Origin of the sequence: Pseudomonas sp. 2822-15, from assembly GCF_002742515.1 — a bacterium.
GTDB classification, from domain to species: Bacteria; Pseudomonadota; Gammaproteobacteria; order Pseudomonadales; family Pseudomonadaceae; genus Aquipseudomonas; species Aquipseudomonas salomonii.
On sequence record NZ_LJRY01000219.1, the window covers coordinates 18,194 to 39,163 of the forward strand.

A 20,970-nucleotide genomic window follows, 5' to 3' on the forward strand; every position below is an offset into this window, starting at 1 on the left:
CCGAAGAGCTAACGGCACGCCAGCCAGCCTGATTTAGGAGAAAGTCCATGAAATTGCCGATTTACCTTGATTACTCAGCGACCACCCCGGTTGATCCGCGTGTCGCGCAAAAGATGAGCGAGTGCCTGCTGGTTGACGGAAACTTCGGCAACCCAGCCTCCCGTTCCCACGTATTCGGCTGGAAAGCCGAGGAAGCGGTCGAGAACGCTCGTCGCCAAGTCGCCGACCTGGTGGGCGCCGACCCACGGGAAATCGTCTGGACCTCCGGTGCTACCGAATCCGACAACCTGGCAATCAAGGGCGCGGCGCATTTCTACGCGACCAAAGGCAAGCACCTGATCACCACCAAGATTGAGCACAAGGCTGTCCTCGACACCATGCGCCAACTGGAGCGTGAAGGTTTCGAGGTCACCTACCTTGAGCCAACCACCGACGGTATCGTCACCCCGGCCATGATCGAAGCGGCCCTGCGTGAAGACACCATCCTGGTTTCCGTGATCCACGTGAACAACGAAATCGGCACCATCAACGACATCGCAGCCATTGGCGAGCTGACGCGTTCCAAAGGCATTCTGCTGCACGTCGACGCTGCTCAGTCCACCGGCAAGGTCGATATCGACCTGTCCAAGCTGAAAGTCGACCTGATGTCGTTCTCTGCCCACAAGACCTACGGCCCTAAAGGCATTGGCGCGTTGTACGTGAGCCGCAAACCTCGCGTGCGCATCGAAGCGACCATGCACGGCGGCGGTCACGAGCGCGGCATGCGTTCGGGCACCCTGGCCACTCACCAGATCGTCGGCATGGGCGAAGCCTTCCGTGTAGCCAAAGAAGACATGGCTGCCGAAAACATTCGCATCAAGGCCCTGAGCGATCGCTTCTACATGCAGGTCGAGAACCTTGAAGAGCTGTACATCAATGGCAGCATGACCGCCCGTGTACCGCACAACCTGAACTTGAGCTTCAACTACGTCGAAGGCGAGTCGCTGATCATGGCGCTCAAGGACCTGGCGGTTTCGTCCGGTTCGGCCTGCACCTCGGCGTCCCTTGAGCCTTCGTACGTTCTGCGCGCCCTGGGCCGCAACGACGAACTGGCACACAGCTCGATCCGCTTTACCTTCGGCCGCTTCACCACCGAAGAGCAAATCGACTACGCCGCGCAGAAGGTCTGCGAAGCCGTCAACAAGCTGCGCGTTCTGTCGCCGCTGTGGGACATGTACAAAGACGGTGTCGATATCTCCAAGATCGAGTGGGCGGCACACTAAATATAGAAGCCGCCACCCAAGCTCTGTAAGAACGTGGCGGAAAACGCAGGCGTTTTTACAGGGTTCCAGAGCGGCCCTGATGAGTGAGGATTCAGTACCATGGCTTACAGCGAAAAGGTCATCGACCACTACGAAAACCCGCGTAACGTCGGCAAGATGAACGCGGAAGACCCTGATGTCGGCACCGGCATGGTCGGCGCTCCGGCGTGCGGCGATGTGATGCGCCTGCAGATCAAGGTCAACGACGCTGGCGTTATCGAAGACGCCAAGTTCAAGACTTACGGCTGCGGTTCCGCCATTGCCTCCAGCTCCCTCGCTACCGAGTGGATGAAAGGCAAGACCCTGGATGAGGCTGTCACCATCAGCAACACCCAGCTGGCCGAAGAACTGGCGCTGCCGCCGGTGAAAATTCACTGCTCCGTACTCGCAGAAGACGCCATCAAGGCGGCCGTTCGCGACTACAAGCAGAAGAAAGGCTTGATCTAAGCATTTGGCGACGAGTAAGGAGTCAACGATGGCTATCAGCATGACAGAAGCGGCTGCGCAGCACATTCGCCGCTCCCTGAATGGGCGCGGTAAAGGTGAGGGGATTCGTCTGGGTGTTCGCACCACGGGCTGTTCCGGCCTTGCCTACGTGCTGGAGTTTGTCGACGAGGTGGTTGAGGAAGACCAGGTGTTCGAAAGTCACGGCGAGAAAGTGATCATCGACCCTAAAAGCCTGACTTACCTTGACGGCACCGAACTCGATTTCGTCAAGGAAGGGTTGAACGAAGGCTTCAAGTTCAACAACCCCAACGTGCGCGGTGAATGTGGCTGCGGCGAAAGCTTCAACATCTGAGGCTATTCGTGGGTACTCCTTGTCATTTCGCTTTATTCGAGCTGCAGCCGAGCTTTCGGCTGGACCTTGAGCAGCTTGCCACGCGCTACCGAGAGTTGGCGCGTGCGGTGCATCCGGACCGCTTTGCTGACGCTTCCGAGCGTGAGCAGCGCCTGGCGCTGGAGCAATCGGCCAGCCTCAACGAAGCCTATCAGACGCTGAAAAACCCGCCCAAACGCGCGCGCTACCTGCTCGCGTTGAACGGTGGTGAGTTGCCGATCGAAGTCACGGTGCACGACCCGGACTTCCTGATGCAGCAGATGCAGTGGCGCGAAGAACTCGAAGACTTGCAGGACGAGGCTGATATAGCCGGTGTCGCGGTTTTCAAGCGTCGTCTGAAAACGGCCCAGGATGAGCTCAACGAAAGCTTCGCAGCCTGTTGGGATGATGCGGCGCAACGTGAACAGGCCGAACGCCTGATGCGGCGCATGCAGTTCCTCGACAAGCTCACCTACGAAGTGCGCCAGCTAGAAGAGCGCCTCGACGATTAACCCAGTGCTGCCCGTGATGCACGCCTGATAGACAGATAAGACCTGATTACCATGGCCCTACTGCAAATCGCCGAACCCGGCCAAAGCCCTCAACCGCACCAGCGTCGCCTGGCGGTCGGGATTGACCTGGGCACCACCAATTCCCTGGTTGCTGCCTTGCGCAGCGGCCTGTCCGAGCCGTTGCCCGATGCTAATGGCCAGGTGATCCTGCCCTCCGCTGTGCGTTATCACGCTGATCGCACTGAAGTCGGTGAGTCGGCCAAGTTGGCGGCGTCCAGTGACCCGTTGAATACCGTGCTGTCGGTTAAACGCCTGATGGGCCGCGGTCTGTCCGACGTCAAGCAGTTGGGCGACCAGCTGCCGTACCGCTTCGTTGGCGGCGAATCCCATATGCCGTTCATCGACACCGTCCAGGGCCCGAAAAGCCCGGTGGAAGTGTCGGCCGATATCCTCAAGGTGCTGCGTCAGCGCGCAGAAAATACCCTGGGTGGCGAACTGGTCGGCGCAGTGATCACCGTTCCTGCCTATTTCGATGACGCACAGCGTCAAGCCACTAAAGACGCGGCCAAGCTCGCCGGTCTGAACGTGTTGCGCTTGCTCAACGAGCCGACCGCAGCCGCGGTGGCCTATGGTCTGGACCAGCACGCTGAGGGCCTGGTGGCAATTTATGACCTGGGCGGCGGCACCTTTGATATTTCGATCCTGCGCCTGACCGGCGGTGTGTTTGAAGTGCTGGCCACCGGTGGCGACAGCGCCCTGGGTGGCGATGACTTTGACCATGCCATTGCCGGCTGGATCATCGCCAGCGCCGGTTTGTCGGCTGACCTGGACCCGGGCGCGCAGCGCAATCTGCTGCAAACCGCCTGTGCGGCCAAGGAAGCACTGACTGACGCTGATTCTGTTGAAGTTTCCTACGGCAGCTGGTCCGCTCAACTGACTCGCGAAGCCTTTGATGCGTTGATCGAACCGATGGTCGCTCGCAGCCTCAAGGCGTGCCGTCGGGCTGTACGTGATTCCGGTATCGAGCTGGAAGACGTGGCCGCTGTGGTCATGGTCGGCGGATCGACGCGCGTCCCACGCGTTCGCGAAGCGGTTGCCGAAGCGTTTGGCCGCCAGCCACTGACGGAAATCGACCCGGATCAAGTAGTCGCCATCGGCGCCGCTATCCAGGCCGACACGCTTGCCGGTAATAAACGCGATGGTGGCGAACTGCTGCTGCTCGACGTGATCCCGCTGTCCCTGGGGCTGGAAACCATGGGCGGCCTGATGGAGAAGGTGATTCCACGCAACACCACCATCCCCGTCGCACGCGCCCAGGATTTCACCACGTACAAAGATGGCCAGACCGCCATGATGATTCATGTGCTGCAAGGCGAGCGCGAACTGATCAGCGACTGCCGCTCCCTGGCGCGCTTTGAACTGCGCGGCATCCCGGCGATGGTGGCCGGTGCGGCGAAAATTCGCGTGACCTTCCAGGTCGACGCCGATGGCCTGCTCAGCGTGGCAGCACGTGAATTGGCCTCGGGCGTTGAAGCCAGCATCCAGGTCAAGCCGTCCTACGGCCTCACCGACGGCGAAATCGCCAAGATGCTCAAGGATTCGTTCCAATATGCCGGTGACGACAAGGTCGCCCGCGTGCTGCGCGAGCAGCAAGTCGATGCCCAGCGCCTGCTCGAAGCCGTGCAGGGCGCCCTGGAAGCCGACGGCGAGCGTCTGCTGGATGCTGAGGAGCGCATGGTTATCGACCTGCAAATGCAGGAATTGGCCGAATTGATGAAAGGCAACGATGGTTACGCCATCGAACAGCAGACCAAGCGCCTGTCGCAAGTGACTGATGCCTTTGCCGCCCGCCGCATGGATCAGACGGTGAAAGCCGCACTGGCCGGGCGCAACCTGAATGAAATCGAGGAATAATTAATGCCGCAGGTCATTTTTCTGCCACACGCCGAGCATTGCCCGGACGGTATGGTTGTGGAGGCTGAGACCGGCAAGTCCATCCTCGAAGTTGCCCATGACAACCATATCGAGATCGAAAGCGCCTGCGGCGGTGTCTGCGCCTGCACGACCTGCCACTGCGTAATTCGCGAGGGTTTCAACTCTCTCGAAGAAGCGGACGAGCTGGAAGAGGACTTTCTGGATCGCGCCTGGGGCCTGGAGGCGACTTCTCGCCTAAGCTGTCAGGCAAAGGTCGGCACGGAAGACATCACTGTCGAAATTCCGAAATATTCCCTCAACCATGCGGCCGAAGCGCCGCATTGATTCAAGGAAATGTCATGAGCCTGAAATGGGTTGATGTACAAGAAATCGCTATACAACTTGCGCAAGCTCATCCTGAGGTCAATCCTCTTACCGTGAACTTCGTCAAGTTGCGCGACCTCGTAATGGCACTGCCGGAATTCGACGACATCCCTGACCGGGGTGGCGAAAAGGTCCTGGAGGCGATTCAGGGTCTGTGGATCGAAGAAGCAGACGACTGAGCCGACTTTTTACGCAGTTAGGCAATACCCAATAACCCGCGTATAATTCGCGGGTTTAATTTTTCGTAAATTACCGTTTCTGGAGTTACACCATGGCTGTTCAACGTACTTTCTCCATCATCAAGCCTGACGCTGTTGCAAAAAACGTCATCGGCGAGATCACCACTCGTTTCGAAAAAGCCGGCCTGAAGGTTGTAGCTTCGAAACTCAAGCAACTGTCCAAAGCTGAAGCTGAAGGCTTCTACGCTGAGCACAGCGCTCGTGGCTTCTTCGGCGACCTGGTTGCCTTCATGATCTCCGGCCCTGTTGTTGTTCAGGTTCTGGAAGGCGAAAACGCTATCGCTCTGAACCGCGAACTGATGGGCGCTACCAACCCTAAAGAAGCCGCTGCCGGCACCATCCGTGCTGACTTCGCTGAGTCCATCGACGCCAACGCTGTTCACGGTTCGGACTCCGAAGCCGCTGCTGCTCGCGAAATCTCGTACTTTTTCGCTGCTACTGAAGTAACCGCTCGCTAAGCATCGGCTTAAAGAGTGAGGGTGAATCCATGACTACATCGACTGTTAAAACCAACCTGCTGGGTCTGACTCAACAGGAAATGGAAAAATTCTTCGACTCAATCGGGGAGAAGCGTTTCCGTGCCGGTCAGGTAATGAAGTGGATTCACCACTTTGGTGTCGACGATTTCGATGCCATGACGAACGTCAGCAAGGCCCTGCGCGACAAGCTCAAGGCCATTGCCGAGGTCCGTGGTCCCGAGGTTGTCAGCGAGGACATCTCCACCGACGGCACCCGTAAGTGGGTGGTGCGCGTGGCGTCCGGCAGCTGCGTCGAGACCGTCTACATTCCCCAGGGCAAGCGCGGCACTTTGTGCGTTTCGTCCCAGGCAGGCTGTGCCCTGGATTGCAGTTTCTGCTCCACCGGCAAGCAAGGCTTCAATAGCAACCTCACTGCCGCCGAAGTTATCGGCCAGGTGTGGATTGCCAACAAATCCTTTGGCAGCGTCCCGGCAACCGTCGACCGTGCCATCACCAACGTGGTGATGATGGGCATGGGTGAGCCGCTGCTGAACTTCGACAACGTCGTTGCTGCCATGCATTTGATGATGGACGACCTGGGTTACGGCATTTCCAAGCGCCGTGTGACCCTGTCGACCTCCGGCGTGGTGCCGATGATCGATGAGCTGGCCAAGCACATCGACGTCTCCCTGGCGCTGTCGTTGCACGCACCGAATGACGCATTGCGTAACCAATTGGTGCCAATCAACAAGAAGTATCCGCTTAAGATGCTGCTCGAATCTTGCCAGCGCTACATGGCGACCTTGGGCGAAAAGCGTGTGTTGACCATTGAGTACACCATGCTCAAAGACATCAACGACAAAGTTGAGCATGCGGTCGAGATGATCGAGCTGCTCAAGAACACCCCGTGCAAGATCAACCTGATTCCGTTTAACCCGTTTCCCCATTCTGGCTACGAGCGGCCGAGCAACAACGCCATCCGCCGTTTCCAGGATCAACTGCACCAGGCCGGCTACAACGTTACTGTGCGCACCACCCGTGGTGAAGACATCGACGCCGCCTGTGGCCAACTGGTCGGGCAAGTGATGGATCGCACCCGCCGCAGTGAGCGTTATATCGCCGTGCGCGAACTTAACGCCGCCGAAGATTTGCCGCAAATTGCTGTGAATCGAATCTGAGAGAGGACCTCTATGCCCTTGCGCCTCGCGCTGCTGTTGCTTTTTACCGGTCTGATGGCCGGTTGTGTTTCATCGGGCCAGGACAGCCCCATGCAAACCGGCAAAGGCCGTGACGAGGCGCGAATTGCCTATGTGCAATTGGGCTTGGGTTATCTGCGCCAGGGTATGAGCGAGCAGGCCAAGGTGCCGTTGAAAAAGGCGCTGGAACTGGACGGCGCTGATGCCGATGCCAATGCCGCACTGGCCCTGGTGTTCCAGGCTCAGGCTGAGCCCGAACTGGCCGAGGCGTATTTTCACAAGGCCCTGGCCGCACGTCCTGCCGACCCTCGGCTGCTGAATAACTACGGCAGCTTCCTGTTTGCGCAGCAACGTTATGAGCAGGCGTCCCGTTATTTCCAGCAAGCCAGCGCCGATAGCCTTTATCCTGAGCGTTCACGCGTATTCGAGAACCTTGGGGTGACCTCGATACGCCTGGGCCAGCGCGACAGCGCCCGCCAGCAACTGGAAAAAGCCCTGCACCTGAACAGTCGCCAGCCACGGGCGTTGCTCGAAATGGCTGAGTTGTCTTACGAAGACAGGCATTATGTGCCGGCACGTGACTTTTACGAGCGTTTTAGCCTGCTCAGCGGGCAAAATGCACGTAGTCTATTGCTCGGCGTGCGCCTGGCGACGGTTCATGAAGAACGCGACACGGCTGCACAGTTTGGCCAGCAACTCGAACGACTCTATCCCGGTACGCCGGAATATCAGCAATACCTGTCGGAGCAATGATGAAAGCGGCGCACCCGGAAGTTGTAGCAGCTAATCGCGTAAACCCAGGCGAGACCTTGCGTCAGGCACGCGAAAGCAATGGTTGGTCGCTGGCAGAAGTGGCCCTCAAGCTCAATTTGACCGCCACGTCCCTGGGCAACCTGGAAGCCGGCGCGTTCGACAAGCTGCCTGGGCATACCTTCGCCCGCGGTTATATCCGCGCCTACGCCAAATTGCTGGGCATCGACCAGACTGTATTGGTCCAGGAATTCGACCAGTTCACCGGTACCGACTCCCAGGGCAGCAACGTGCATGGTCTGGGCCGCATCGAGGAGCCGGTACGGGTTTCCCACACGATTTTGCGGATTGTCAGCCTGTTGCTGCTGATTGCCGTGGTCGGTGGCGGTTTCGTCTGGTGGCAAGACCAGGCCTCCCAGCGCACCAAGGACCTGACCAGCAACGCCATGGAGCACGTCGAAGTCGAAAGCGCCGACGGCACCACCCAGATTCACCCGCTCGATGAGCCGGAAGACCAGGCGGTTGCCCAAGGGCAGGCCGCCTCGCAAGTGCCGGCTACCACCGAGCAACCGACTCCGGAAGCGGGCACTGCACCTGCAGCCACCGCTGCTGTGCCGGCTCCAACCGTACCGGCTGCCCCGGTTGCCCAGGCGCATACGCCAGCTGCTCCGGCTGCTCCGACGCAGGCCCCAGCGACCAGCGCACCAGTGGCCCCGGCCCCGGCTGCGATTTCGCCTCCCACCACCCCGGCATTGATCGCCGGCGACGGGCGTATCCAGATTACCTTCATCGCTGACTGCTGGACGCAAGTTACCGATGGCAATGGCAAAGTGCTGTTTAGCGGTCTGAAGCGTAAGGGAGATACACTTGACCAAGGCGGCAAGCCTCCTTTGACGCTGCGTCTGGGCTTTGCCCGTGGCGCCCAAGTGGCCTACAACGGCCAGCCTGTGGACGTGGCGCCGTTCACCAGTGGCGAGACCGCTCGCCTCAAGTTGGGACAATAGTCATGCACGGCGAATCTCCAATCAAACGTCGCGTATCGCGCAAGATCTGGGTCGGCTCGGTGCCGGTAGGTGGCGATGCCCCTATCGCAGTGCAGAGCATGACCAACAGCGACACCAATGATGTGGCCGCAACTGTCGCCCAGATCAACCGTCTGGAAGCCGCCGGTGTAGACATCGTGCGGGTTTCCGTGCCGGACATGGACGCTGCCGAAGCCTTTGGCCGCATCAAGCAACTGGTCAAGGTACCGCTGGTCGCCGACATTCACTTCGACTACAAGATCGCGCTGCGTGTGGCCGAGCTGGGTGTGGACTGCCTGCGCATCAACCCGGGCAATATCGGTCGCGAAGACCGTGTGCGCGCGGTGGTTGATGCGGCACGTGATCGCGGCATTCCCATCCGCATCGGCGTCAACGCCGGTTCCCTGGAAAAAGACCTGCAGAAAAAGTACGGAGAACCGACCCCGGCCGCGCTGGTTGAGTCGGCATTGCGCCACGTTGAACACCTTGAACGCCTGAATTTCCAGGACTTCAAGGTCAGCGTAAAGGCCTCCGACGTGTTCATGGCGGTAGAAGCCTACCGCCTCCTGGCCAAGGAAATCGTGCAGCCGCTGCACCTGGGTATCACTGAAGCGGGCGGTTTACGCTCAGGCACAGTGAAATCTGCGGTGGGTCTCGGTATGCTGCTCGCCGAAGGGATTGGCGATACTATCCGCATCTCCCTGGCGGCAGACCCCGTAGAGGAAGTGAAAGTCGGCTACGACATTCTCAAATCCCTGCGGTTGCGTTCCCGTGGCATCAACTTCATTGCCTGCCCGAGCTGCTCGCGGCAGAACTTCGACGTGGTGAAAACCATGAACGACCTGGAGTTGCGCCTCGAAGACCTGCTGGTGCCGCTGGATGTGGCGGTGATCGGGTGTGTGGTCAATGGGCCGGGTGAAGCCAAGGAAGCCCATGTGGGCCTGACTGGCGGTACACCGAACCTGATTTACATCGACGGCAAGCCGTCGCAGAAACTGACGAATGAGAATCTCGTGGATCATCTGGAAAAGCTGATCCGCGAGAAAGCAGCTGAAAAGGTTGCGGCTGACGCAGCGCTGATCGCGCGCGGCTAAGAACGAATTTAAGGATTAGATGTGAGCAAGTCTCTGCAAGCCATTCGTGGCATGAACGACATCCTGCCGGAGCAGACGCCGCTGTGGCGCTACTTCGAGAGCACGGTCGCGCGCCTGCTGGATAACTACGGTTACAAGCAGATCCGCATGCCGATCGTCGAGTTCACCGAGCTGTTCAAGCGCTCCATCGGTGAAGTAACCGACATCGTCGAAAAAGAGATGTACACCTTTGAAGATCGCAACGGCGACTCCCTGACCCTGCGTCCGGAAGGCACCGCTGCGTGCGTGCGCGCGGTACTGGAGCATGGCATCACCGGTGGTGGCCAGACCCAGAAGCTCTGGTACATCGGCCCGATGTTCCGCCACGAGCGCCCACAGAAAGGCCGCTATCGCCAGTTTCACCAGATCGGTTGCGAAGTCTTCAACCTGGACGGTCCGGACATCGATGCCGAGCTGATCGTATTGACCTGGCGCCTGTGGGGCCAACTGGGCATCCGCGATGCGGTCAAGCTTGAACTCAACAGCCTGGGCACCAGTGAGTCCCGGGGCCGCTATCGCGAAGCCCTGGTCGAGTACCTGTCCGCCCACCTGGACAAGCTGGACGAAGACAGCCAACGTCGTCTGAAAACCAACCCGCTGCGCGTTCTCGATACCAAAAACGCCGAAACCCAGGCCGTACTGGTCGACGCGCCGAAAATGGCCGACTACCTGGACGAAGAATCCCGCACGCATTTCGAGGGGCTCAAGGCTCGCCTGGATGCGGCCGGTATTCCTTACGTGATCAACCCCAAGCTGGTGCGTGGTCTCGACTACTACAGCAAGACCGTGTTCGAGTGGGTCACCGACAAACTCGGCGCCCAGGGCACCGTGTGTGCCGGTGGTCGCTACGACGGCCTGGTTGAGCAAATGGGCGGCAAGCCGACCACGGGCGTAGGTTTCGCCATGGGCATCGAGCGGCTGATCCTGCTGCTGGAAACCCTGGAGCAAATTCCGGAAGAAATCTCCCGTCAGGTGGACGTGTACCTTTGCGCCTTTGGCGAGGCCGCCGAACTGGCAGCCCTGGCCCTGAGCGAAAAAGTGCGCGACCAACTGCCGAACCTGCGCCTGCAGATCAATGCCGGCGCCGGCAGCTTCAAGAGCCAGTTCAAGAAGGCCGACAAGAGCGGCGCGCTGTATGCGCTGATCCTCGGCGATGACGAATTGGCCCAGCAAGTGATAGGTTTCAAACCCCTGCGTGGCCAGGGCGAGCAACAGAACATTGCCTTTGATGCGCTCGCCGCGCACTTGGCCACCTGCGTCGTGCAGGGTTGAAGCTGTCGAACAGCCGAATTTAGCGATTAAGGAGTATTGGGGTGTCGAGTACTGATGATGAGCAAATGGCCGAGTTCAAGGACTGGTGGCAGCGTAACGGCAAGCCCCTGGTTACTGGCGGTCTGCTGGCTTTAGTGGTGGTGTTCGGCTGGCAAGCCTGGCACAAATATCAGGCCAACCAGTCTCAAGGCGCCTCGGTCCTCTATCAGCAATTGCTGGAAACCACACTGACGCCGGACGGCAAGCCTGATCCAGCTCAAGTGGCGGACCTGGCCGGCAAGCTGAAAAACGAATTTGGCGGTAGCACCTACGCCCAGTACGGCAGCCTGTTCGTCGCGAAAGTCGCGGTCGACACCGGCAAGCTGGATGACGCAGCCACTGAGCTGAAGGCTATCGCCGACAAGCCGACCAACCCGACCCTGGGTGAAATCGCACGTCAGCGCCTGGCTCAGGTATTGGCGGCACAGAACAAGGCTGACGAAGCACTCAAACTGCTCGACGGCGATGCTGACAAGGCATTTGTGGCCACTCGTGAAGAGCTCAAGGGCGACCTGTTGGTCCAATTGGGTCGTACCGACGAAGCCCATGCTGCGTACCAAAAAGCCAAGGCGGCGCTGTCTGATGAAGCGGCGGTCGGTGGCTTACAAATCAAGCTGGACGACTTGGCCAAAGGGGATGCGTGACGTGATCCGTTGGAAACATGCAGCATTGCTGGCTCTGGCCGTTCTGGCCGCGGGTTGCAGCAGCAACAGTAAAAAAGAACTGCCTCCTGCCGAGCTGACCAGCTTCAAGGAAGAAGTGGTCCTGCAAAAGCAGTGGAGCCGCTCCGTCGGTGATGGCCAGGGCGACCTGTACAACCTGTTGCAGCCGGCGATCGACGGCGACAACATCGTGGCCACTGACTCCACTGGCGTTGTCATGGCCATGGATCGCATGAATGGCGACGTGAAGTGGAAGAAAGACCTCGAACTGCCGGTTTCCGGTGGTGTAGGTGTCGGCTACGGCATGGTGCTGATCGGTACGCTCAAAGGCGACGTGGTGGCTCTGGACTCGGCAACGGGTGAAGAGAAATGGCGTGCTCGCGTGACCAGTGAAGTGCTCGCAGCGCCGGCTACCAATGGCGACGTGGTCGTGGTGCAGACCCAGGATGACCGTGTAATCGGTCTGGATGCCGCCACCGGCAACCAGCGCTGGTTGTACGACAGCACCCCGGCGGTGTTGACCCTGCGCGGTACCAGTGGTCCGATTGTGACCAACAACCTGGCCGTTGCTGGCCTGTCGACCGGTAAAGTGGTCGCCCTGGACACCCAGAACGGCGTGCCGGCCTGGGAAACCCGTGTGGCTATCCCGCAAGGTCGCTCCGAACTGGACCGCGTAGTGGACATCGACGGTGGCCTGCTGCTGTCGGGTGAAACCATTTACGTGGCCACCTACCAGGGCCGCGTTGCGGCGCTGGACCTGCAAAGCGGCCGCATCAACTGGCAGCGTGATGCTTCCAGCTACGCCGGTGTCGCCCAAGGGTTTGGCAGCGTCTACGTAAGCCTCGCTTCCGGCACCGTTGAAAGTGTCGACGAGCGTTCCACTACTGCACTGTGGAGCAACGACTCCCTGGCTCGCCGTCAGTTGTCGGCACCGGAAGTGTTCTCCAGCTACGTAGCGGTAGGTGACTTCGAAGGTTACCTGCACCTGCTGAGCCAGGTAGACGGTCGTTTTGTCGGCCGCGAGCGTATCGACAGCGATGGTCTGCGTGCGCGTCCGCTGGTTGTGGGTAACATGCTTTACGTGTTTGGCAACAGCGGCAAGCTGGAAGCCCTGACCATCAAGTAAGCAACTATGCTTGGGGTAAAACCCAGGCGGCCCCGCTTCGGCGGGGCATGCGGCATTTGACTATGCTGCCCCGAGCACCAGCCGCTGCCTTGCAGCGGCTTTTGTATTTTCTGAAATAACGAAGTGGAGAGCCGCATGGTTCCCGTAATCGCCCTGGTGGGCCGACCTAACGTCGGCAAGTCCACCTTGTTCAACCGCCTGACCAGGACTCGTGACGCCATCGTTGGCGACTTGTCCGGTCTGACCCGTGATCGCCAATACGGTGAGGCAAAGTGGCAAGGGCGCTCCTACATTATTGTCGACACCGGTGGTATCTCCGGTGACGAGCATGGCATGGACGAAAAGATGGCCGAGCAGTCGCTGCTCGCGATCGAAGAAGCCGATGTCGTGTTGTTCCTGGTGGACGCCCGTGCGGGCTACACCGCTGCCGACCAGATGATTGGCGAGCACCTGCGCAAGCGCAACAAGCGTTCCTATCTGGTCGCCAACAAGATCGACAACATCGATCCTGAGGCGGCCCGTGCCGAATTCAGCCCGATGGGCCTGGGCGATGCGATCCCGGTCGCGGGTGCCCACGGTCGCGGCATCACCCAGATGCTGGAAATCGCCCTGCGCGACTTCCCCAAGGATGACGCTGAGGAAGAAGAGGGCGAGGAAGAGATCGTTGCCGAAGGTGAGGAAGCCAAGCGCATTCCTGGCCCAAGCGAAAAAGACGGTATCAAGATCGCCATCATCGGCCGTCCGAACGTCGGCAAGTCGACCCTGGTTAACCGCATGCTCGGTGAAGACCGGGTCATCGTGTATGACCAGCCGGGTACTACCCGCGACAGTATCTACATCCCGTTCGAACGTAACGACGAGAAGTACACGCTGATCGACACCGCCGGTGTGCGCAAGCGCGGCAAGATCCACGAGGAAGTTGAAAAGTTCTCGGTGGTCAAAACCCTGCAGGCGATCAAAGACGCCAACGTGGTGATCTTCGTGATGGACGCCCGCGAAGGCGTGGTGGACCACGACCTCAACTTGCTGGGCTTTGCCCTGGAAGCCGGTCGTGCCCTGGTCATCGCGATCAACAAGTGGGACGGCATGACGCCAAGCGAGCGCGATTTCGTCAAGATCGAGCTGCAGCGTCGGCTGTTTTTCGTTGAGTTCGCCGATATCCACTTTATCTCGGCACTGCACGGCACCGGCGTGGGCAACCTCTACGCGTCCGTACAAAACTCGTTCAAGTCCGCGGTTACCCGCTGGCCGACCAACCGCCTCACCCAGATCCTGGAAGACGCGGTTGGCGAGCATGCGCCGCCGATGGTCAACAACCGCCGGATCAAACTGCGTTACGCCCACTTGGGCGGTGCCAACCCGCCGATTATCGTGATTCACGGTAACCAGATCGAGAAGGTGCCCAAGTCCTATGTGCGTTACCTGGAAAACACCTACCGCCGTGTCTTGAAACTGGTCGGTACGCCGATCCGTATCGAGTTCAAGGGGGGCGAGAACCCATACGAAGGCAACAAGAACACACTGACTGACCGTCAGGTGAACAAGAAGCGTCGTTTGATGACTCACCACAAGAAGGCCGACAAGAAGCGCCGCGACAAGAAATAAGCGCCGCTTTGAGTTGTGAGCGACACGCCGCAAGAGAGGGCTCCTTTGGAGCCCTTTTTTGTGCGCGGTGGTTTGTGCCTTGACCCGATGCTTGGGGCAGCTTAAAACTTGGGCCTCACCTGCAGGGGCCTCCGATGATCACCAGCAAGCTGCCGAATGTCGGCACCACTATTTTCACCACCATGTCGCAACTCGCTGCCGAAACCGGGGCGCTTAACCTGTCCCAGGGCTTTCCCGATTTTAATGGCCCTCAAGAGTTGCTCGATGCCGTGGGCAAGCATATCGCCCTTGGCCATAACCAATACGCCCCGATGACCGGCGTGCCCGTGTTGCGCCAACAAGTGGCGGCCAAGATCGCCCGCAGTTATGGCGCCACAGTGGATGTCGACAGCGAAGTGACCATCACCCCAGGCGCGACCGAGGCGATCTTCTGTGCGATCCAGGCGGTCATCCGCAACGGCGATGAAGTCATCGTGTTCGACCCCAGCTACGACAGCTACGAGCCGTCGGTCGAGCTGGCCGGTGGCCGTTGCGTGCATGTGCAATTGAGCCTGCAAGGCTTCGCGCTCGACTTCGACAAGATCAAGGCCGCGCTCTCACCGCGCACGCGCATGATCATCCTCAACTCGCCACACAACCCCACCGGTGCCCTGATCAGCCGGGCCGAGCTGGACCAGTTGGCCGAGCTGATCCGCGACCGCGATATCTACCTGATCAGCGATGAGGTCTACGAACACCTGGTGTTCGATGGCGTGCCCCATGTCAGCGTGCTGGCCCATGAAGAGTTGTATCAGCGCGCGTTCGTGGTCAGCTCCTTCGGCAAGACCTACCACGTCACCGGCTGGAAAACCGGCTACGTGGTCGCACCGCCGGCCCTGACCGCCGAGCTGCGCAAGGTGCATCAATATGTCAACTTTTGCGGCGTGACCCCTTTGCAGTACGCTTTGGCTGACTTCATGGCCGAACACCCGGAACACGTCGAGCAATTGCCGGCCTTTTATCAGGCCAAGCGCGACCTGTTCTGCGACCTGCTGGCGCCGTCGCGTTTCAGCTTTACCCGGGTGGCCGGCACTTACTTCCAACTGGTGGATTACTCGCAGATTCGCCCGGACCTGGATGACGTCGCCATGTCACTGTGGATGACCCGCGAACACGGCGTGGCGACCATCCCCGTCTCGGTGTTCTATCAGAGCCCGCCCCAAGGCCAGCGCCTGGTGCGCCTGTGCTTTGCCAAACGCGAGGAGACGCTGCAACACGCGGCGGAGCAACTATGCGTGATTTGACTGCATTACCCGACCTGAATATTGCCTTGGTCCAGACCAGCCTGGTGTGGCATGACCGTCAGGCCAACCTCGAACATTTCGAACTGTTGCTGGAGCAGGCCAACGGCGCCGACCTGATTGTGCTGCCGGAAATGTTCACCACCGGTTTCTCGATGGAATCACAAACCCTCGCCGAGCCGGAACATGGCCCGACTCATCACTGGCTGCAAGCCCAGGCGGCCAAGTACAACGCAGTGATCACCGGCAGCGTGATCATCCAGGCGGCCGACGGCAGCCACCGGAACCGCCTGCTGTGGGCGCGCCCGGACGGTGAAGTGCTGCACTACGACAAGCGTCACCTGTTCCGTATGGCGGGCGAGCACGACCATTACACGCCCGGCGAGCGCCAGGTGCAGTTCGAATTGAAGGGCTGGCGCATTCGCCCGTTGATTTGCTACGACCTGCGCTTCCCGGTGTGGAGCCGTGATGCCCAGGACACCGACCTGCTGCTGTACACCGCGAACTGGCCGGGCGCGCGGCGTCAGCACTGGAACCGCCTGCTGCCGGCGCGGGCTATCGAGAACCTGTGTTACGTGGCGGCTGTGAATCGGGTGGGTACCGATGGCAAAGGCTTTGCCTACACCGGAGACAGCCAGGTGCTGGATTTCCAGGGTGAGACCTTGCTGAGTGCGGGGGAGGCGGACGGGGTGTTTCAGGTGTGCCTGAATGCGGCGGAGTTGGCGGCTTATCGCACCAAGTTTCCGGCAAATCTGGATGCCGATAGGTTCGAATTCACCTGACCAGATCGTTCCCACGCTCCGCGTGGGAATGCAGCCCCGGACGCTCTGCGTCCGCTTTCAGAGTTGTGACGCAGAGCGTCACCGCAGGCATTCCCACGCAGAGCGTGGGAACGATCAGGCCCCTGGATTCTCACCCAGAGGCCTTTTGCATGACCGCGACAGCGCTTACGCCGCCTTCGCTTCCAGCTGGCTCAACGAGCGGTTCAGCGCACTGAACACCGCCTTAAAGCTCGCTGTGGTGATGTTTTCATCGATCCCTACGCCATGCACTGGGCGTTCGCCGTTCACGCGCAGCTCAATGTAGGCCGCCGCCTTTGCATTGGTGCCGGCACCGATCGCGTGTTCGTTGTAGTCCATGATCTCAACTTTGATTGGCAGCGCCGCAACCAGCGCTTCCAGGGTGCCGTAGCCCTTGCCGTTCCAGCGCAGGTTGGTTTCGCCCTGGCCCTTGCCCGAGACTTCCACTTCCACGGTGCTGTTGCCGTTTTCTTCCTGCAGGCGATGGCTGACCAGCGCGTACGGGGTGTTGGCTTGCAGGTATTCACGCTGCAACAAGGCGTAGATCTGCGGTGCAGTCATTTCCAGGCCCACACGGTCGGTTTCGGCCTGTACCACTTGGCTGAACTCGATCTGCATGCGGCGTGGCAAGCTGATGTCGTATTCCTGCTCCAGCAGGTAGGCGATGCCGCCTTTGCCCGACTGGCTGTTTACGCGGATCACCGCCTCGTAGCTGCGGCCGATGTCCGCCGGGTCGATCGGCAAGTACGGCACTTCCCACAGCGCGTCGGCTTTCTGCTGGGTAAAGCCTTTGCGGATTGCGTCCTGGTGGGAGCCGGAGAACGCGGTGTGCACCAGGTCGCCGACGTACGGGTGACGTGGGTGCACCTGGATCTGGTTGCACTCCTCGACGACTTTGCGCACGCCGTCGATATCGGAAAAGTCCAGCTGTGGGTCGAGGCCCTGGGTGTACATGTTCAAGGCTACGGTCACGAGATCGACGTTACCGGTACGCTCGCCGTTGCCGAACAGGCAACCTTCGACACGGTCGGCGCCCGCCATCAGGCCCAGCTCGGTGGCGGCCACGCCGGTGCCACGGTCGTTGTGGGTGTGCAGGCTGATGATCACGCTGTCACGACGGTTGATATGGCGGCCGAACCACTCGATCTGGTCGGCATAGATGTTGGGTGTCGCGCACTCAACGGTGGCCGGCAGGTTAAGGATCATCTTGTGCTCTGGCGTCGGGTTCCACACCTCGATCACTGCGTCACAGACTTCCTTGGCGAACTCCAGCTCCGTGGCGCTGAAGGTCTCCGGGGAGTACTCGAAAGTCCACTGGGTTTCCGGCTGCTGGGCGGCATACTTGACGAACAGCTTGGCCGCGTTGACCGCGATGGCCTTGATGCCGTCTTTGTCCTGGTTGAACACGATGCGGCGGAATGACGGCGACGTGGCGTTGTACAAGTGCACGATGGCCTTTTTGGCGCCGCGCAGGGATTCGAACGTACGTGCGATCAAGTCTTCACGGCCCTGGGTCAACACCTGGATGGTGGTGTCCGCGGGGATGTGGTTGTCTTCGATCAGCGTGCGCACGAAGTCGAAGTCGGTTTGCGACGCGGCCGGGAACGAGGCTTCGATTTCCTTCACGCCGACAGACACCAGGGTCTTCCAGAAACGCAGCTTTTTCGCCGCGTCCATTGGCTCGATCAGCGACTGGTTGCCATCACGCAGGTCGGAGCTGCACCAGATCGGCGCTTCGGTGATGGTCTTCGACGGCCAGGTGCGGTCCGGGATGTCGATGGTCGGGAACGCGCGGTACTTCGAAGACGGGTCTTTGAGCATGCTCATCGGGAAATCCTTTGTAGTAGGGGCCGAGAAAAGGCGGCCTGCCGTAAAACTGTTATTGGGGACGAAGCGTGGGACGAGGCAGATCGATTCAGCCTGGCAGTCGTGCGCTGACGAGGCACAGGCTGCGGTGCTGGCGGAGCTGAATGAGGGTGTGAGAGGTTTTCATAAGCTCAACCCTAACCGCCGGGGTGAAAGATGGCAAGCAGTCGGAAAAAATTGAGATAAGTTCTGCTATTTGGCTGGTATTCGATATTTTGTGGCGGTTATTGATTTGGGGGTTTGTTTTTATTGCGCAGTAGTTATCGGGCGCGCAATTGGGCTGGAAGACCTGGCGCTATCGCGGGCAAGCCCGGCTCCCACAGGGATGCGCGTTCACCTGTGGGAGCCGGGCTTGCCCGCGATGAGGCCGGTAGGTTGAATATTTTTATCAGGGCTGGAACGCGCCAATAAAGATCGCCGGGTCAACCCGCGCATCGTTAAGGCTGATATTCCAATGCATGTGCGGCCCGGTCGCACGGCCTGTGGAACCGACCTTGCCCACCACCGCACCGCGTGCCAGTTGGTCGCCGACTTTCACGTCGATCTTCGACATATGGCAGAACATGCTGATAAAGCCCTGGCCATGGTCGACGAACACAGTGTTGCCGTTGAAGAAGTAATTACCGGTGAGGATCACCTTGCCTGCCGCCGGTGTCTTGATCGGCGTGCCCGCACCTACGGCAAAGTCCAGGCCCGAATGCGGGTTGCGCTCCTCGCCATTAAAGAAACGGCGCACGCCGAACTTGCTCGACAGTGGCCCGTTGACCGGTTTGTCCAGCAGCAGGTTGCTCGGTGTGTTCGGACTGAAACTGCGGTAAGCCTTGAGCTGAACGGCCAGTTCGCCCTCGATGCGCTTGAGTTGCGCCGGGGCCGGGTTCACCTGGCTTTTGTTCTTCAAGGTGATGTGCTGTTCGGGGTATTTCTTGAAGCCCACCACAAACGGCAAGTTCTTCCCGCCGCTGGTGATGCGCTCGGTGCCGGGTTTGACGGTCAACGGGATCCCGACAATCGCCAGCCAGTTGTTTTGTTCCTTGACCACCAGCACCGGCCGGTTCAGGTAGGTGGCTTTGGGCGCGCTGACCGAAGTGCCGAGGTCGACCACCGCCACGCCACCCGGCACCGGCTTGTTCAGCAAACGCGTGATGTAGCTGTCGGCGTGGGCGTTAAAGGTCAGGCATAACAGCATCAGCAGGCTAAAAAAACGTGGCATCAATCAATCCAGTAACGAAAGGGTGACGGGCGTCAGGTGGTTATCTTCCACCCGCACCTGCAATTGGCCTTCACCGAGTCGCGCAGTGAGGCGCTGGCCGGTGTGGGTTTGCGCGGCGTTGCGGATCGCCTGGCCGCGCTCGTCCAGCAGGATGCTGTAGCCACGGCCCAGGGTGGCCAGCGGGCTGACCACCTGCAGGGTCTGCACCTGGCTTTGCAACTGCAGGCGGCGTGCCTTGAGGCCTTCGCGCATGGCGCGGGGCAGGCGTTCTGCGAGGCTGTCGAGGCGCTGGCGCAGCAACGCCAGTTGACGGCCGGGATGTTGGCCGGCGAGGCGGGTTTCCAGGCGGATCAGGCGTTCGCGGCGTGTGTTGAGGCTGCGCTCGAAGGCGCGGCGCAGGCGCATGTCCAAATCGTCCAAACGCTGGGCCTGCTGGCGCAGACGTTCGCCAGGGTGGCGCAGACGGCGGGCCATGCCTTCCAGACGCAGGCGATCATGGCTCAGCCGGTTGCGCATCAGCATCACCAGGCGGCGATGCAGGTTTTCGACCTGGCGTACCAGGTGGCTGGCGTCTGGCGCGAGCAATTCGGCGGCGGCGGAGGGCGTGGGGGCGCGTACGTCGGCCACAAAGTCGCAGATCGACACATCGGTTTCATGGCCGACCGCACTGACGATGGGCGTCACGCAGGCATCTACCGCACGGGCTACGGCTTCTTCGTTGAAGCACCAGAGGTCTTCCAGCGAACCGCCGCCACGGGCCAGGATCAATGCGTCAAAGCCACGGGCGTCAGCCAGTTTCAGCGCGCGCACAATCTGCGGGATCGCTTCGCGACCCTGCACGGCGGTGGGAATCAGTGTCAGTTCAACGTTCGGCGCACGACGGCGGAACACGCTGATGATGTCGCGAATCACCGCGCCGGTTGGCGAACTGATGATGCCAATGCGCCGAGGGTGCGCCGGCAGCGGCACTTTCCGTTCGGCACTGAACAGGCCTTCGGCGCTGAGCTTTTCCTTCAGCGCATCAAAGGCCAAGCGCAGCGCGCCATCGCCGGCAGGTTCCACCGTATCAAGGATCAACTGGTAGTCGCCACGGCCCTCAAACAGCGAGACCTTGCCGCGCACTTTCACCGCCAAACCGTCTTTCAACGCTTGGCGCACTCGCGCGGCATTGTTGCGAAACAGCGCGCAACGCACTTGGGCGCCGCTGTCCTTGAGGGTGAAATACACATGGCCGGAAGCCGGGCGGGCGAGGTTGGAGATCTCGCCTTCGACCCAGATATTGGTGAACACGTCTTCCAGCAACACCCGCGCGCGGCCGTTGAGCTGGCTGACAGTCAGGACTTCGCGGTCCAGGCCCAAGCGGGCAAACGGATCTTTAATCATG

21 protein-coding genes are annotated in these 20,970 nt (G+C 60.1%); 18 read left to right on the forward strand and 3 right to left on the reverse strand.

Annotated elements, in window-relative coordinates; translation table 11 throughout:
• Positions 1-47 precede the first annotated feature (47 nt).
• From AOA59_RS25760 to AOA59_RS25845, 18 genes are all read left to right on the forward strand, one after another.
• Positions 48-1,262: an IscS subfamily cysteine desulfurase gene (locus tag AOA59_RS25760; RefSeq protein ID WP_099489546.1), complete on the forward strand. Its 1,215-nt coding sequence runs from the start codon at positions 48-50 to the stop codon at positions 1,260-1,262.
• 99 nt (positions 1,263-1,361) lie between these two features.
• A complete protein-coding gene (gene iscU, locus AOA59_RS25765; RefSeq protein ID WP_003175965.1) occupies positions 1,362-1,748 on the forward strand; it encodes a Fe-S cluster assembly scaffold IscU in 387 nt (128 codons plus the stop codon).
• 28 nt (positions 1,749-1,776) lie between these two features.
• Positions 1,777-2,100, forward strand: coding sequence for an iron-sulfur cluster assembly protein IscA (iscA, locus tag AOA59_RS25770; RefSeq protein ID WP_003209680.1), 324 nt, complete (start codon positions 1,777-1,779; stop codon positions 2,098-2,100).
• An 8-nt stretch (positions 2,101-2,108) separates the two neighbouring features.
• Positions 2,109-2,630, forward strand: a complete 522-nt coding sequence (gene hscB, locus AOA59_RS25775; protein WP_056858737.1) for a co-chaperone HscB — start codon at positions 2,109-2,111, stop codon at positions 2,628-2,630.
• Positions 2,631-2,681: 51 nt separating this feature from the next.
• Positions 2,682-4,544 (forward strand): Fe-S protein assembly chaperone HscA, encoded by a 1,863-nt coding sequence (gene hscA / locus AOA59_RS25780; RefSeq protein WP_099489547.1) that lies wholly within the window; start codon positions 2,682-2,684, stop codon positions 4,542-4,544.
• 3 nt (positions 4,545-4,547) lie between these two features.
• Positions 4,548-4,889, forward strand: a complete 342-nt coding sequence (fdx, locus tag AOA59_RS25785) for an ISC system 2Fe-2S type ferredoxin (protein ID WP_015885743.1) — start codon at positions 4,548-4,550, stop codon at positions 4,887-4,889.
• A gap of 14 nt (positions 4,890-4,903) precedes the next feature.
• Entirely contained in the window at positions 4,904-5,107 is a 204-nt protein-coding gene (gene iscX, locus AOA59_RS25790; RefSeq protein ID WP_099489548.1) for a Fe-S cluster assembly protein IscX, read from the forward strand.
• 92 nt (positions 5,108-5,199) lie between these two features.
• Positions 5,200-5,625, forward strand: coding sequence for a nucleoside-diphosphate kinase (gene ndk, locus AOA59_RS25795; RefSeq protein WP_003175956.1), 426 nt, complete (start codon positions 5,200-5,202; stop codon positions 5,623-5,625).
• Positions 5,626-5,654: 29 nt separating this feature from the next.
• Positions 5,655-6,803: a 23S rRNA (adenine(2503)-C(2))-methyltransferase RlmN gene (rlmN, locus tag AOA59_RS25800; protein ID WP_017135948.1), complete on the forward strand. Its 1,149-nt coding sequence runs from the start codon at positions 5,655-5,657 to the stop codon at positions 6,801-6,803.
• A gap of 12 nt (positions 6,804-6,815) precedes the next feature.
• A complete protein-coding gene (pilW, locus tag AOA59_RS25805) occupies positions 6,816-7,574 on the forward strand; it encodes a type IV pilus biogenesis/stability protein PilW (RefSeq protein WP_099489549.1) in 759 nt (252 codons plus the stop codon).
• Positions 7,574-8,575: a RodZ family helix-turn-helix domain-containing protein gene (locus AOA59_RS25810; protein ID WP_099489550.1), complete on the forward strand. Its 1,002-nt coding sequence runs from the start codon at positions 7,574-7,576 to the stop codon at positions 8,573-8,575. The genes pilW and AOA59_RS25810 overlap by 1 nt, the downstream gene beginning before the upstream one ends.
• Before the next feature lie 2 nt (positions 8,576-8,577).
• Complete coding sequence (ispG, locus tag AOA59_RS25815; protein ID WP_056858733.1) at positions 8,578-9,687, forward strand: flavodoxin-dependent (E)-4-hydroxy-3-methylbut-2-enyl-diphosphate synthase; 1,110 nt, start codon at positions 8,578-8,580, stop codon at positions 9,685-9,687.
• Positions 9,688-9,708: 21 nt separating this feature from the next.
• Positions 9,709-10,998 (forward strand): histidine--tRNA ligase, encoded by a 1,290-nt coding sequence (gene hisS / locus AOA59_RS25820; protein ID WP_099489551.1) that lies wholly within the window; start codon positions 9,709-9,711, stop codon positions 10,996-10,998.
• Positions 10,999-11,039: 41 nt separating this feature from the next.
• Positions 11,040-11,681, forward strand: a complete 642-nt coding sequence (locus AOA59_RS25825) for a tetratricopeptide repeat protein (RefSeq protein WP_065930357.1) — start codon at positions 11,040-11,042, stop codon at positions 11,679-11,681.
• Positions 11,674-12,825 (forward strand): outer membrane protein assembly factor BamB, encoded by a 1,152-nt coding sequence (bamB, locus tag AOA59_RS25830; protein ID WP_017135954.1) that lies wholly within the window; start codon positions 11,674-11,676, stop codon positions 12,823-12,825. Before AOA59_RS25825 ends, bamB begins: the two co-directional genes overlap by 8 nt.
• A 135-nt stretch (positions 12,826-12,960) precedes the next feature.
• Positions 12,961-14,430, forward strand: a complete 1,470-nt coding sequence (gene der, locus AOA59_RS25835; RefSeq protein WP_053135513.1) for a ribosome biogenesis GTPase Der — start codon at positions 12,961-12,963, stop codon at positions 14,428-14,430.
• A gap of 134 nt (positions 14,431-14,564) precedes the next feature.
• Positions 14,565-15,713, forward strand: coding sequence for a pyridoxal phosphate-dependent aminotransferase (locus AOA59_RS25840; RefSeq protein WP_099489552.1), 1,149 nt, complete (start codon positions 14,565-14,567; stop codon positions 15,711-15,713).
• Entirely contained in the window at positions 15,701-16,492 is a 792-nt protein-coding gene (locus AOA59_RS25845) for an amidohydrolase (protein WP_065930359.1), read from the forward strand. Before AOA59_RS25840 ends, AOA59_RS25845 begins: the two co-directional genes overlap by 13 nt.
• Positions 16,493-16,657: 165 nt before the next feature.
• On the opposite strand, the gene leuA is transcribed toward AOA59_RS25845, so the two are convergent.
• The 3 genes from leuA to xseA form a co-directional block, all read right to left on the reverse strand.
• The gene (gene leuA / locus AOA59_RS25850) at positions 16,658-18,337 is read right to left on the reverse strand and encodes a 2-isopropylmalate synthase (RefSeq protein ID WP_065930360.1); all 1,680 of its coding nucleotides are present in this window, start codon (positions 18,335-18,337) and stop codon (positions 16,658-16,660) included.
• A gap of 427 nt (positions 18,338-18,764) precedes the next feature.
• Positions 18,765-19,586, reverse strand: a complete 822-nt coding sequence (locus tag AOA59_RS25860) for a M23 family metallopeptidase (RefSeq protein ID WP_099489553.1) — start codon at positions 19,584-19,586, stop codon at positions 18,765-18,767.
• A gap of 3 nt (positions 19,587-19,589) precedes the next feature.
• Positions 19,590-20,969 carry an exodeoxyribonuclease VII large subunit gene (gene xseA, locus AOA59_RS25865; protein WP_058422672.1) on the reverse strand — a complete coding sequence of 460 codons (1,380 nt, stop codon included), beginning with the start codon at positions 20,967-20,969 and terminating at the stop codon, positions 19,590-19,592.
• Between the last annotated feature and the right edge of the window lies 1 nt (position 20,970).